16 protein-coding genes and 1 other RNA gene are annotated in these 13,599 nt (G+C 31.5%); 10 read left to right on the forward strand and 7 right to left on the reverse strand.

What is annotated here, in order from left to right; genetic code table 11:
• Positions 1–42: 42 nt before the first annotated feature.
• From sppA to SYO3AOP1_RS00365, 4 genes are read right to left on the reverse strand one after another with little or no spacing between them, the layout of a single operon-like run.
• Positions 43–867, reverse strand: coding sequence for a signal peptide peptidase SppA (gene sppA / locus SYO3AOP1_RS00350; protein ID WP_012458807.1), 825 nt, complete (start codon positions 865–867; stop codon positions 43–45).
• 11 nt (positions 868–878) lie between these two features.
• Positions 879–1,985: a glutamate 5-kinase gene (gene proB, locus SYO3AOP1_RS00355; RefSeq protein WP_012458808.1), complete on the reverse strand. Its 1,107-nt coding sequence runs from the start codon at positions 1,983–1,985 to the stop codon at positions 879–881.
• Positions 1,986–2,747, reverse strand: coding sequence for a tRNA (adenine-N1)-methyltransferase (locus tag SYO3AOP1_RS00360; protein WP_012458809.1), 762 nt, complete (start codon positions 2,745–2,747; stop codon positions 1,986–1,988).
• A complete protein-coding gene (locus tag SYO3AOP1_RS00365; protein ID WP_012458810.1) occupies positions 2,744–3,400 on the reverse strand; it encodes a hypothetical protein in 657 nt (218 codons plus the stop codon). Before SYO3AOP1_RS00365 ends, SYO3AOP1_RS00360 begins: the two co-directional genes overlap by 4 nt.
• Positions 3,401–4,040: 640 nt before the next feature.
• Here SYO3AOP1_RS00365 and SYO3AOP1_RS00370 point away from each other — a divergent pair.
• The 10 genes from SYO3AOP1_RS00370 (at position 4,041) to SYO3AOP1_RS00415 (ending at position 11,188) form a co-directional block, all read left to right on the forward strand.
• A complete protein-coding gene (locus tag SYO3AOP1_RS00370) occupies positions 4,041–4,712 on the forward strand; it encodes a SprT family zinc-dependent metalloprotease (protein WP_012458811.1) in 672 nt (223 codons plus the stop codon).
• A 77-nt stretch (positions 4,713–4,789) separates the two neighbouring features.
• A complete protein-coding gene (locus SYO3AOP1_RS00375; RefSeq protein WP_012458812.1) occupies positions 4,790–5,677 on the forward strand; it encodes a KaiC domain-containing protein in 888 nt (295 codons plus the stop codon).
• 4 nt (positions 5,678–5,681) lie between these two features.
• Positions 5,682–6,344 (forward strand): hypothetical protein, encoded by a 663-nt coding sequence (locus tag SYO3AOP1_RS00380; protein ID WP_012458813.1) that lies wholly within the window; start codon positions 5,682–5,684, stop codon positions 6,342–6,344.
• 980 nt (positions 6,345–7,324) lie between these two features.
• Positions 7,325–7,741 (forward strand): nucleoside-diphosphate kinase, encoded by a 417-nt coding sequence (gene ndk / locus SYO3AOP1_RS00385; protein ID WP_012458814.1) that lies wholly within the window; start codon positions 7,325–7,327, stop codon positions 7,739–7,741.
• Positions 7,731–8,243: a DUF4149 domain-containing protein gene (locus tag SYO3AOP1_RS00390; RefSeq protein ID WP_012458815.1), complete on the forward strand. Its 513-nt coding sequence runs from the start codon at positions 7,731–7,733 to the stop codon at positions 8,241–8,243. The genes ndk and SYO3AOP1_RS00390 overlap by 11 nt, the downstream gene beginning before the upstream one ends.
• A 23-nt stretch (positions 8,244–8,266) precedes the next feature.
• Positions 8,267–8,635: a HAMP domain-containing protein gene (locus tag SYO3AOP1_RS00395; RefSeq protein ID WP_012458816.1), complete on the forward strand. Its 369-nt coding sequence runs from the start codon at positions 8,267–8,269 to the stop codon at positions 8,633–8,635.
• A gap of 5 nt (positions 8,636–8,640) precedes the next feature.
• Positions 8,641–9,558 (forward strand): hypothetical protein, encoded by a 918-nt coding sequence (locus SYO3AOP1_RS00400; RefSeq protein ID WP_012458817.1) that lies wholly within the window; start codon positions 8,641–8,643, stop codon positions 9,556–9,558.
• A gap of 12 nt (positions 9,559–9,570) precedes the next feature.
• A complete protein-coding gene (locus SYO3AOP1_RS00405; RefSeq protein WP_012458818.1) occupies positions 9,571–9,930 on the forward strand; it encodes a roadblock/LC7 domain-containing protein in 360 nt (119 codons plus the stop codon).
• A gap of 27 nt (positions 9,931–9,957) precedes the next feature.
• Positions 9,958–10,653, forward strand: a complete 696-nt coding sequence (locus SYO3AOP1_RS00410; RefSeq protein ID WP_012458819.1) for a DUF4388 domain-containing protein — start codon at positions 9,958–9,960, stop codon at positions 10,651–10,653.
• A 1-nt stretch (position 10,654) separates the two neighbouring features.
• Positions 10,655–11,188 (forward strand): ATP/GTP-binding protein, encoded by a 534-nt coding sequence (locus SYO3AOP1_RS00415; protein ID WP_012458820.1) that lies wholly within the window; start codon positions 10,655–10,657, stop codon positions 11,186–11,188.
• A 352-nt stretch (positions 11,189–11,540) separates the two neighbouring features.
• On the opposite strand, the gene ssrA is transcribed toward SYO3AOP1_RS00415, so the two are convergent.
• The 3 genes from ssrA to SYO3AOP1_RS00425 all read right to left on the reverse strand — a co-directional run bounded on the left by ssrA (position 11,541) and on the right by SYO3AOP1_RS00425 (position 13,595).
• Positions 11,541–11,894: a transfer-messenger RNA gene (ssrA, locus tag SYO3AOP1_RS09195) on the reverse strand.
• A gap of 248 nt (positions 11,895–12,142) precedes the next feature.
• Positions 12,143–12,574, reverse strand: a complete 432-nt coding sequence (locus SYO3AOP1_RS00420) for a universal stress protein (protein WP_012458821.1) — start codon at positions 12,572–12,574, stop codon at positions 12,143–12,145.
• A 4-nt stretch (positions 12,575–12,578) separates the two neighbouring features.
• Entirely contained in the window at positions 12,579–13,595 is a 1,017-nt protein-coding gene (locus SYO3AOP1_RS00425; RefSeq protein WP_012458822.1) for a YeiH family protein, read from the reverse strand.
• Positions 13,596–13,599: the final 4 nt, after the last annotated feature.

A 13,599-nucleotide genomic window follows, 5' to 3' on the forward strand; every position in this document is an offset into this window, starting at 1 on the left:
ATTTAAAATATTACATAAAATCTTTTATTGTTATGATACATATCAGAAGGACATCATATAATAAATTCCAGATCTAACCTTTTCCATTCCAAACTTTGAGTTCATAAGTTCATCCAATAGTGGCTTTTTAGGTTTAAGTTCTATCACAGGTGCATCTTCCTCTAACTTTCCAAGCTTTTTAGCCTCCGAGATAGCATCTTGAATGTTTCCTATTTTATCAACCAATCCAAGAGCTTTTGCCTCATTTCCGCTAAATACTCTTCCATCAGCATAGCTTTTTAGAACGTCTTTTTTGATAGGTCTGTATCTTGCAATTGCATCTAAAAACTGATCATAAACATCCATCACAGTTTTTTCAAGTAATGCTTTTTGTTCAGGAAGTAAAGGTTTTGTTGGATATAGAATATCTTTATTAGCTCCACTTTTAATTGTATTTACTTTTACACCAAATTTGTTTAAAATTTCACTTACATCAACATGCTGAATTATTACACCAATGCTTCCTGTTATTGTTCCAGGATTTGAATAGATTACATTGGCAGGGGTTGAGATATAGTATCCTCCAGATGCAGCAACGTTTCCCATTGATACAACCACAGGCTTTTTTTCTCTTAATTTTTCAATAGCTCTGTAAATTTCCTGAGATGCTCCAACAGCACCACCAGGACTATCAACATCAATCACAACAGCTTTGATGCTCTCATCTTTTGTAGCTTCCGAGATTATAGACACAGTGTCTAAATAGTCTACAATAGTTCCTTCTATTCTTATAAGTCCAACCTTGGGCTGAGATTCATAACGCAAAGCGGAGATAATATAAAAAATTACTATCAACGCTATTATTCCGATCAAGATTTTCTTCTTCATTTTTCTACCCTCTAAAAGATGACAATGTTATCTGCATGTATAACTTCTTCAACATCTTTTCCTAAAATTTCTTTCGCTTTTTCTGTTTTAAGACCTTTTATCTTTTTAATTTCTTTGTAGCCTAAATTTACAATACCTTTGCCGATAATGTTTCCTTCTTCGTTTGCTATTGCCACTACATCTTTTTGATTGAATATTCCTTCAACTTCTTTGATACCACTTGGAAGTAAACTCTTTCCTGCTTTTAAAGCTTTTTCTGCTCCAGCATCTACGATCAGCTTTCCTTTTGGATAGGATAAAAGCTCAAGCCAACTTTTTTTACTGCTTACCTTTTTTGCTTTGTGGGGATGGATAAAAGTTCCTATTTTATTTCCGGATAAAATATCAACTATTATATCTTTTTTCTTTGGCGCAATGATTACCGGAATTGAGTGTTGAGTGGCAATTTTTGCAGCTTCAAGCTTACTTCTCATTCCACCGCTGCCAAATTTAGATTTTGAGCTTTTGGCAAAGTTTAAAGCTTGGTCTACATCTACTTTAATCTCTTCTATCAGCTTAGCATCCGGATTAGAGGGGTCATCTGTATAAAGACCACCGGCGGTAGAAAGAATTATTAATAGATTTGCATCTGTCAGTAGCGATACATGTGCTGCCAAAAAATCATTGTCTCCAAATACAATTTCTTCAACTGCAATAGCATCATTTTCATTTATTATTGGAACAACATTAAACTCTAAAAGCTTATTTAAAGTTTCCTTTGCATAAAGATATCTTTTTCTCTCCCGAAGCCCTTCAATTGTAAGTAGTACCTGTCCTATAATGAGGTTATACTCTGAGAAAAATTTATCGTAAATTTGCATTAAATATGCCTGTCCGACACTTGCGACTGCTTGTTTTTCTGTAATGTTTTTTGGTCTTGATGGAAGTTTTAATTTTTTTACTCCTGCTAAAACTGCACCAGATGAAACGATAATAATCTCTTTATCTTTTAGTAGAGATATCTGTCTTGCAAGGTCCGAGATAAACTCAGTGTCTATGTCATCATCTTTTTCAAGAAGTTGAGAACCTATTTTAATTACAATTCTTTTAGCTTTTTCTATATACTGCCTTCTTTCCATCTAATTTCCTTTCCTTGCGAAAATTAAATATCCGGTATGGGCTACCATCCTATCTTCCGGTCTAAGTCTATCCGGAACAGGTTTGTACTGACGAAGTAAAATCTCTTCTACTTCCAAATCTATAAAATCTAATCTTTTTAGTTCTTTTAATACTTCTGAAACTTGGTTTGTTGTTGGAACCAAAAAACCTATCATCGAACCAGGCTTTAAAACGTTTTTTACATTTTCTAAATAAAGCCAAGGTTCTCTTACATCTATAAAAGCAGCGTCAAAATCTTTTTCTTCTATCTCTTCTGATAAATCTTTTAAATGTGGCTGTACTACATAATCAAGCTTTGCAAGTTTTAGGTTGTTTAATGCATTTTTTAAAAATTTTTCTTCTTTTTCATAAACATAAATTTTACCCTTTGGCTTAACTGCATTTGCCATTACGATAGTTAAAGCACCACTACCAATCCCAGACTCAAGAACTTTCATTCCATCTGTAAGACCAAGTTTTAATGTTATGTAAGCAGAATCTTTTGGATAGATGATTTGAGTATATCTCTTAATCCCAAACATTATAAGCTCATAAAGAGTAGGACGAATTAAGATAAAAGGCTCGCCTTTATGTGTAAAAACTGTTTCTCCAAAATTTTTACCGATTATATCATCATGTTTAATGCTTCCAAGGTGGGTAGAAAGCTCCTTTCCCCTTTCTAAAATTATGAAAAAAGAGCTTTTTCTGCCCCTTAAATGAACCGTATCACCTTCTTTTATCATTTCTTATGACTGAGTAATGCGATAGACAGTTGTTTGTTGTTGTATAAATCTATTGAGTAGTTGTCCCAAAATACACATGTGCCACCTGCCACAAAACAACCACCTGATGGGTCCATATATCTTGCAAACAATATTTTCTCTTTTCCAAGTAAAGATTTGGCAGTATCTTCAGCGTAAATTAAAGCTTGAACGTTATTCCCTGTTATGGTTAAAGAATCTGTACAAGCTAAAACAACCTTTTCAATCCCTCTTTCTTTCATCTTTTCAAATGTTTTTGTTGTAGTAATCAATAAATTGTCATTATCATAATTATTTACATCATCTGTGATGATATCACCGTTAAACTTGATTCCAAATCTTTCAGACATTGTATTACATGTGTCTGCTATTCTATCCTCGTTTTTGTAGTAAGCAAAGATTTCAACTTTTTTGCCCTTCTTTACAAGCTCCTGTATAAAATCAACTTCTTCTTTCTTAAAAGGAATTTCTGGATAGTTGAAAATTATTACATCATAATCTGCAAATTTCTCAAACTCATCAACTTCATCAACATGAATGTCATTTTCTTTTGCGTATCTTTGCAATTTTGAAAAATAATAATGGTCCGATATTATAAATTCCTGATGTGTGGTGCTCCATGCAACTTTTACCAATGTATTACCTCCATATAGATTTTTTTAAGATATTAATTTGTAGCAAGAATAGTATAAAATTATAACTCAAAAACTTAAAAATTGATGTCCTTTATGAAATAAAGCTGTAATGAATACATCAAAAAACTTGTAAAAACATAGAGAGATAATAATTGATAAAAACATCAAAAAATCCAAAGCAAGAAACTTGTCAATAATTACGTGTCCGGATAGAAAACTTTTTATTAATCATTCGTAAAATTTCGTAAGAAGCTCTTTTAAAAGCAGTTTCGGACTTTTTCCATTTCAAACGATAGTTTTTCTTATTTTGTTTTTTTATCAAGGGTGTACACATTTGGTGGAAGCTTTCTTGTTTTGAAATCGTTAACTCTTTTCATAAAATATAGAATCTATTTTTACTTTCCGAATATCCATTGGATAACAATTTTTTGTAGGATTTTAATAAAATTTGTGGTCTAAATTTAGCCTTTATACATCTTGGGACTTATACGTTTACTTTGCTAAAATCATTCTTTTCAAGATAAGAATTTCTCTCTTGTTTCATAACCAGCTCCAAAACAAAAGCTAAAAGCTCTCTTATTCTTACTTTATTTGACCAAACATTATTACACTTTTCTAATTTGATAAAATATAGGATGTTATGAATGATATTAGAATTGAAAAGATAATCAGGTCAAACAGGAAAACTATAGCAATAAAGCCCACAGAAAATGGAGCTATAATTGTGAAAGCTCCTAAAAAAGCAACGAATAAATTAATCATTGATGTCATTGAACAACATAAGGATAGAATTCTTGAAAAATTAAAAGAATTGGAAAAAATCAAGGAAATTAATTTTAAACAGTTTGTTGCTGGTGAAGAATTTCTTTATATTGGTAAAGCTTATAAACTCTACATCGTAGAAAATCTTGAAACTCCGTTAAAATTTCAAGATGGATTTTATTTATCAAGGGATTATCAAAATCAAGGAAGAGAAATATTTACTGATTGGTATAAAAATCAAGCCAAAATTATTATTCCTAACAGAGTAATCCATTGGGCTGGAAAATGTGGATACAATATTAAAAAAATAGGAATAACCAATGCTAACAGGCAATGGGGTTCATGTTCAGCAAAAGGTAATTTGAATTTTTCTTGGCGTTTAATACTAGCACCTTTAGAAGTGATTGATTATGTAATTGTTCATGAACTTTCTCATTTAAAAGAACTTAACCATAGTAAAAATTTTTGGAATAAGGTTAAAAAATGTATGCCTGAATATAAAGAGTATCATGATTGGTTAAGAAAAAATAGTTTTAAATTAAAGTTTTAAGTAATAAATGTTTGCAAATGATAAAATTGAGTATTAAATTAATATGTATGAAAACCATTAAATTGTAGGGGGATATGATGGCTGACGAATATCGTGAAGAATCTCAAGAAGAACAGCGAAAACCAGAGCCAGACCTAACAGCGGTTTTTACCGGTTCCCAAGCCTTAGAAAAAGCTCCGGAAATCTATGGAGTTCCAACAGGAATTGAAGGCTTAGACGATTTATTTTTTATTGTAAAACCAGTCAAAAAGAAATTAGAAAAAGTGTCATTAAAGGGAATCCCATCGTATTCTGTAATGAATTTAACCGGTGTATCAGATACAGGAAAATCTCTGATGGCAGAACAGTTTACCGTTTTCCGTGCAAGTCAGGGTGATAAGGTAGCATTTATTACTGTTGAATCTCCGGCTAACTTTGTTGTTGCTTCTTTAAAGCTAAGGGCAGCGGCTATGGGATTAAATTTTGATGATTTTCAAGACAACATAATTTTAATCGATGCAGCCTCTTCGACAAGAATAAGAGAAAATGTGCCGGATCTACTTGCTACTTTAGCTTATGTTATTAAAACTTACAAAGTAAAATTTACAGTTATTGATTCAGTAACCGGTCTTTTTGAAAACAAAGAAATGTTAGCAAGGGCAATAGTTAGAAGATTATTTAATTTTATGAAAAAATGGTATCAAACCGCTATCTTTGTATCTCAAAAGAGAAGCGGTCATGAGGAGTTAACAGCTGAAGCTGCCGGTGGTTATGCAGTAGGTCATATAGTGGACGGAACTATGGTTTTAGCTAAAGAGTTAATAGATTCTCCATATAAAGCTAAAATGTATAAAAAAGAAATAGGAGATATTGTTAGATTGTTTAGAATTGATGGTTGTAGAATGTCTGGACATGATACAAGAACACATTTCCTTGAAATCACAGAAACAGGATTAGTTAAAATAAAAGAACCAATAGGAGGTTAGAAAAATGGTTATTGAAATCACAGGATTGCCACCAACAGAAATTAATGAGAAAGATTTAGAACATCTTGTCAGTAGAGTATTCTTCAAATCTATCGATTTACTCGGTGGCTTAAACAAACTAACAGAGTTTAGAACATTAACATGGCTTCCAAGCTTAGCAAGGTCTGCTTATGTCATAGTTTTAAGAGAAGAGTATCTAAAAATAGAAGAAGAAATAGCTGAAAAGGTCGGATTAACAAAAAACACTGTAAGAAATATTTTAAGAGCTGACCCAACCTTAGCAATGGAAAAAATAAAGAAGATGGAAGAATTAGCAAAAGAAGAAGCCAAAGAATTAAGAGTTCATACAGCTGGCGGTATTGCTAAACTTGCATTCAAAATGGTCAAAGAAGGTAGCGATGCAGAAACATTAATTCACTACTGCAGTATTACAGCTACAGAAGTTGCTCAAGCTCTTGAAGTTCCGTGGGCTTATACAGTGTTAAAACATATTAAAGGTATTAAATATCCAATTCAAGATGCTACAGCATTAAAAGAAAGACTAAAAGGAGTAAAAATTAAAAACTACTCCGCAGAAGAAGTTTTAGATAAAGTACACTATCCTATAAAAACACCGGCTCAACTTTTACATGAGATTAAATTAGCTATTTCTGGAATGAACAGTTAATTTAGTTATTAATAGAAGATTATTAGAGTATAAGAGATATTTATAACAAGATAGTCCAAGAGTTGCTATCTAAGATAAATTATAAATTAGGCACCTCCTATAGAAGAAAACTTTAAATATTCTATAGGAGGTGTTATGAGAAACTCGTTTTAATCCATTGTAGAATTGACGGTCTGATGAAAGTTATAAAGTAAAGATTTAATAAGAATGTTTCAAAATTCTTGTAAGTTTATTCTTTTGTCATCATAAGGACCTTATTCTAAAGGACCTCCTATTTTAAAAAGTGAGAAAAAGAGTAGAGGCAATTCATGAATTGCCATTACAATGAATAAGTGAGAGATAAAAAGACGAAGATTCTTCGCCGACTGTAGAATGGCAATGTGGATTTTTAAAACAGTCTCAAATTTAATGAAAAAACTTCATAAATTGCCTAATGCCTTGCTGTTGTACAATTTATAGCAAAATTCGAAATTTTTAAAATACCAAAGTTTTACAGTCATTTAAGTTAAGATAAAAAACCTTTGACTACTAAACTACCAAAAGGATTTGATTCAATCATATTACTTATCTACAATTTAATAAGATTACCAAGCCTAAAATAATAGACACCTATCCTGATGGCTTTAGTCTCAAGGTTCTCCTCTTTTGATTTTTTGAAAAGAAAAATCAGGAGATTCTTTGCCGGTTTCAGAATGACGGTCAAAAGGTTAATTAATTTTTAAGACCTAGTCAAAATTTTAAAACACTCTCTATAAAAAATTTCTAATTTCTCACCCAAAGCATTTTTTTACCTTCAATAATTGAGAATGATAAAAAGATTTAACAGTCAAATACTAAATGCTTTTATATAGTTATTACTAAAGAAGTAAAATCTTAGTAAAATTTCAGTAAAATCTCTTATATTTTTTCTATAACACCTTTTGAGTTATACATAACATGTGATATCATAATTCTATAAAAAATTGTGAGGAGGATTTTAGATGGAAAGAACTTTAGTAATCGCTAAACCAGATGCAGTAAGAAAAAATGTTGTAGGTAAAATTATTTCAAGGTTAGAGGATGAGGGGTTTAAACTTGTTGCACTAAAAAAAGTAAAATTAACAAAGGAACAGGCAGGGCAATTTTATATTGTACATAAAGATAGACCTTTTTATGGCGAGCTTTGTGATTTTATGTCCTCCGGACCAACAGTTCCTATGGTATGGGAAGGAGAGAATGTAATTGCAAGAGTTAGAGAAATAATGGGAGCAACTGACCCATCAAAAGCAGCAGAAGGAACTTTAAGAAAGCTTTACGGGACTAATGTAGGAGAAAATGCAGTTCATGGTTCAGATTCTCCAGAATCAGCTGCATATGAAATACCTTTTTTCTTCAGCGGGTTAGAGCTTGTGGGATAAATATGTTTTTGGCTTAATAATATTTTTATTATTCTGCCTTTTAGGTGGGAGTATATTTATAACTTTCATATATACTCCTTACCTTTTTTCTCACTACAGTACAAAAGAAGCAGGAGAAATAGTAGGCAAGATATTCCCCTTTTATTTTAAATCTGGTTGGATAATAGGAATCATTATATACACATTAGTAGGTGTCTTATCAGTAAAAGAGAAAGAAATTATTAAAAAGCTAAAATGGTTTGTCATAGCCACTACAGTTTTAATTTTAATCTCAATGGCTTTAGACAGGGCAATTTTGCCGATAGCTGAAGGTTTAAAATCGGAGTATTACGATCTTTTAAATGAAGGAAAACAAAACGAAGCTAATATTATCTTTAGTAGATTTAAAACTTTCCATGGGATATCAAGTGTTTTGAATTTAATTAATATTATTATAGAAATTTTTATGCTAATTTATATTTTAAAGTTTTTAAAAAATTTCCGAAAAAGCTATAGTCTATAATACTAAAAAAGGGAGGAAGTAAAATGAAAAAGTCGGTGTTAGACAAAATATTTCTTATAGTTTTGGGAGGTTCATTTATAGGTGCTATTTTTGTAGCAGTTCTCGTTTTCTTTTTAACATCAGAATTTTCTAAGTCTTTAATAGCACTGATAGGATCGCAAATTTTATTTTTAATCCCGGTTTTTGGAATTAGAAAAATTATTGATGATACAATAATTAAAAAACTAAGTGTAGTATCTCAAGCTATGCAAGAAGTTAGTATGGGAAATCTTGATTATGAGATAAAGGTAGAAAAAACCGGAGACGAATTAGAAGAGTTAGCTGAATCCTTTGAAAGAATGAGGATTAGCTTAAAAACAATTATGGAAAAATTAGAAAAAGGTGAGCTTTAAACCGCATGGAAATAAAAACCTTAGAAAATCTTTTAAATAAGCCTTTTGACGATATAAAACCTTATTATATAAGTATTTTTGTTAAAGGGAAAGTTATAGTTTCAAAATATATTAAAAAATCTGAAAAGTTGGAAGATTATTTTTCAAGAATGGTAGAACGTTCCTTAGAAATAAACACTGCTATTAAGAATTTCAATGCAGAGTTTTTATTTTCAGAAGGAAAAGATTTCTCAATCATGATTTATTATATAACAACTGAAATTGCCATAGGTATAATCCATATTGGAAAACCAAACTTTTCACTTCTAAAAATTACAGCACAAGACCTTGCAAGAGAATTAAAAAAATATGAAAAAGATCTATTGCTATATTATGAAGAATATTTAAAGCCAACAGAAGAACAGCTTAACTCAGAAGAAAAAGAAAATTATCAAACTGATTTAGATGAGTTAGAAAAAGTCTTAACAGGCCAAGTGGAAGAGAACATACAAAAAAAGGTAGACATCCCGGAAGATATTTTAAAGCCTACAGAAGATACATCGCAAGCATATGAACCTAAGGAGAATAATATAATAGAAAATAAACTTCCATCATTAGAAGAAATTTTATCTATGGAATCTCATGCTGGAAGAGAATCTGTTGCACCATCTATTAACGAAATCTTGGAACCAAATCTATCTGAAGAAAATAATTTATCAGATATTGATAACATTTTAAATGAGATTGAAAAAGAATTTATAAAAATCATAGGACCGTTTGGGAAATATATATTCAAAAAGAGAAAAGAGGAATTTTTTAAAAAAGACAACATAACCAAATTTTCAGTTTTAAAATTTATTCATTCTCTGGCTGAAGAAATACCAGAAATTAAAAAAAGAGATTTATTTATTGAAAATACAAAAAATTTCTTATTAAATCTTTAATGGAGGATTAATATGGCTGTTAAATATACAGAAATACTTGAAGAATTTATTAGAGACTCTGGGGCAGAGGGTGCCGTATTAGTAAGCGTTGATGGATTAGCTATTGCATCTGTACTTCCAAGCTCAGCAGATGAAGATAGAGTTGCAGCTATGGGTGCTGCTATATTATCCCTTGGTGAAAGAGTGACATCAGAATTAAATAAAGGAAATCTTGAACAGTTATACATTAAAGGTTCTACTGGATATGTTATATTTACAGGAATTAAGGATGTTGCCGTTCTTGGAGTTCTCGCTCCGGTCAATGCAAAATTAGGTCTTTTATTAATGGAAATTCAGAGAACTATAAAAAAACTTGAGCAAGAATTGGGATAATTAAAAAGTTAAAATTGGAGATTTGTAATGGCGATAGCTGGAGATTTAAAGATATTTAATTTTGTAGATATATTTCAAATTTTGTTAAAAGATAAAAAAGATGGAATTCTTGTAATAGAACAAGATCATAACAATATCGCCGTTTATTTCAAGGAAGGTGATATTGTATATATAAGAGAGGTTAAAAAAGTATTCTATATATATCTTGATGTGGATTTTGAGACTGTATTGAAAAAAGAAGATATCCCTAAATCAGAACTATATAATGTTTTAGTGGCAAGACTCCCTAAACTATTGTCTATTAAGGAAGGTAAATTTTCTTTTACATCGGGATTTATAAAATACCCAACAGATTTAAAATCTTTAATTCCTATTGAAAAATTAATAATGTATCTTGCAAGGCAATTAACTGAAGAGGAAGTTGAAAGAAAGATTTCAGATTTAAACTTAGTGTTTGAAAAATCTCCTAATTATGAAAATATTGCAAGAAAGGCTTTTTTGACTGATTATGAAAAGAAAATTCTTCATTTAATAGATGGAAAAAATAAAGTTGTAGATATAATTTATAACACAAAAATTAACGACCTTACAGTTAAAAGAACATTATATGGTTTCTTAGCGTGTGGAATTATACAAAGGGAAAAGAAAAAAGAGAGAAAAATAGGTTTTGACTTAACAAAAAATTTACTCAACAAAATAATTTCAAAGATTAAAGGGTTGTAAAATGGCAGAAAAGAAAATAAAAATAGTAGTTGCAGGACCTTACGCTGCAGGAAAAACACAATTCATAAATACAATTAGTGAAATAGAAACTGTAAAAACAGAGGCAAGAACTACAAAAGTTGGAGAGAAAGAAAAGAAAGATCACACTACAGTTGCTATGGATTTTGGAAGGATAAAAATAGATGATGAACATACACTTTATTTATTTGGAACACCTGGTCAAGCAAGATTTGATTTTATGTGGGATATTCTTGGTAAAGGTATGGTTGGATTGGTTGTATTAGTAGACAGTACGGATCCTGCCACATTTCATGAGGCAAGAAGAATTATAAATTTTTTTGAAGCAAGGTATCCAGCTCCATTTGTTGTTGGTGCAAATAAGCAAGATTTAAAAGAAGCATGGAATCCTGAAGATATTAGAACAGCTTTGGATTTAGGAGAAGAAATAAAAGTAATACCACTAATTGCAACAGACAAAGAAAATGTTAAAAGAGTGCTTTTAGAGTTATTGGAAGAAATCTCAAAATATATCTAACCTAAATTCTCATTTTTCAATGGAAATTCTATGAAAAAATAAATAAAAAAATAATATATTATTTAAATACGTCGGGATGAGAAATTCAAAAAAGTAAGAGATTCTTCGCCGGTTGCAGAATGGCAGCATTAGATGATTTTGTCGTCCTGAGGGCTTTAGTCCGAAGGATCTCCTTATCTAAATTTATAAAAATCCCAAATTTCTCGCTCAAAGCATAATTAAAAAAAATGTTTGAATAATCTAAGATCTAATCGAGAATATTTTAAACAGTTAAATCTTTACTCAGATCAACCCTTTTAAATTAGATATATAAAATTTAGAGGAAAGAGATTAGTAAAAACAGTAATAAGTTAAGTGGAGGCGGGGGGAATCGAACCCCCGTCCGGCAAAGGCCAAGCCCAAAGGGCTTCTACATGCTTAGCCTGTGATTAAGGTTTCGCCCTAAGCTCCTCCACAGGCAGAGGAGCTTAAAGCTATCCCCGTTAGGTTTCGAGCCTTCCCTCAGGGGAGGTTGGAAAGGCCCTATCCCGTATGTCTTACGCCCTATCCCAGCCTACGGGCAAGCCAGGTAGGACGTCGCTGCGTTAATTAAGCAGCGAGAGCGATTTCGCGTTCGGGAATTGTTTTGTTTTGGTTTTTTACGTAGTGACCTTCTACGGCATGCTTCCCTTTGCTCGCCGCTTGCCGTCGAACCCGTATCGCCCCCATATTCAATTGATAATAATATATTTAAATTTAAAATAATTTCAAGAGCATTTGGAGGCTGCTTGCAAAAATCAACATCGTCATTCTAATCGAAGCGAAGAATCTCTCTTTTTACCCTTCTTCCTTTCAAATAACAATAAAAGAGAAGATCCTTCGAAATAAGTCCTCAGGAGGATGACGGACAAAAATAAGTTCATTTTACACATACATTTATACAACTTACAGGAATTTTAGAACACACTCACCTATTCACTTAACAACTAAAACTGATTGATTAGCATACTTAACTATGTTTGAAGACGTACTTCCTATCAGCAATCTTTTAAACCCGCCAACACCTCTTCTTCCAACTACTATTAAATCACTTCCTACTTCATCAGCATAAGTCATTATCTCTTCCGCCGGATCGCCTTCCATAACTTTGTAAGTTCCATTTAGTCCTGCTTGGCTTACTTTTTGGATAGCCTCTTTCAAATATTTCTCTTCCTTAGAAATCTCTCGTTTTTCATACTCTTCAATCTCTTCAGGAGAAACATAATCTATAGTAGCAAATTCGAACATTCTTACAACGCCTACTACGTGCAACTCAGCATTATTGCATTTAGCTAACTCTATGGCTTTATCTAATGCCTTCAAAGAATTTTCAGACCCATCATAAGCAACTACAATTTTTTTAAACATAAAATTACCCTCCGTTAAATACTGCATGAATAACTTTTGTAACTATGTATCCGCCGAAAAATAGGTATAAAAATAGAACTGATGCTGCATAGATTGGCTTCATGCCGGCTTTTTTCATTTTTTCAATATTAGTCTCAATTCCAAGTGCTGCCATAGACATAGTTAATAAAAACGTATCTATTTGGTTAATTATATTAACATAAGTTTTGTCTAATACTGACATTGAATTTACTCCAATCATTGCAATAAAACCAAATACAAACCAAGGAATTGGGATTTCTCTTAAATTTACTCCATGCGTAGCATGTTTTTTTGCAAAGAAAAAGCTTAAAACTATAAGTAGTGGAGCAAGCATTATTACTCTTGTTAGTTTTGAAATTGTCGCTGTGTTTGCTGCAACATCAGATACAGCAAAGCCTGCAGCAACAGCCTGAGCCACTTCATGAACTGTTGCACCAGCATAAATACCATATAAAGCATCATCCATTCCTAACAATAAACCAGCTTTATAAACAGCAGGATATAAAAACATAGAAATCGTACCAAAGATTGTAACAGTAGCTACTGCCATAGCTGCTTGATGCATTTGTCCCTTTACTATTGGAGCGGTTGCTAATACTGCAGATGCACCACATATTGAAGAACCGGACGCAAGCATATAGCTTGTTTGTTCATCAAGACCAAAAACTTTTTTAGATACATAAACTCCAAGTAAAAACGTTGTTATAAGCATGATTGCATCGATTATAATTCCTTCAAGACCGACATCGATAACGTTTTGGAACGTTAGCCTAAATCCTAAGAAGATAATAGCAATTCTTAAAATTTTCTTTAAAGAAAAGTTAATTCCCGGTTTTAAAACTTCGGGAATTTTAATTGCATTACCTATAATTAAACCAATAATAATCGCAACAATCAATGGACTAAAATTAACGGTAGATTTTACAATTTCTAAGTTAGATATAAACATTGCGATTATTGATAAAATAGCAGTAATCAGTATTCCCGGAATATAGTTCATTAAA

The organism is Sulfurihydrogenibium sp. YO3AOP1 (assembly GCF_000020325.1).
Classification (GTDB): Bacteria; Aquificota; Aquificia; order Aquificales; family Hydrogenothermaceae; genus Sulfurihydrogenibium.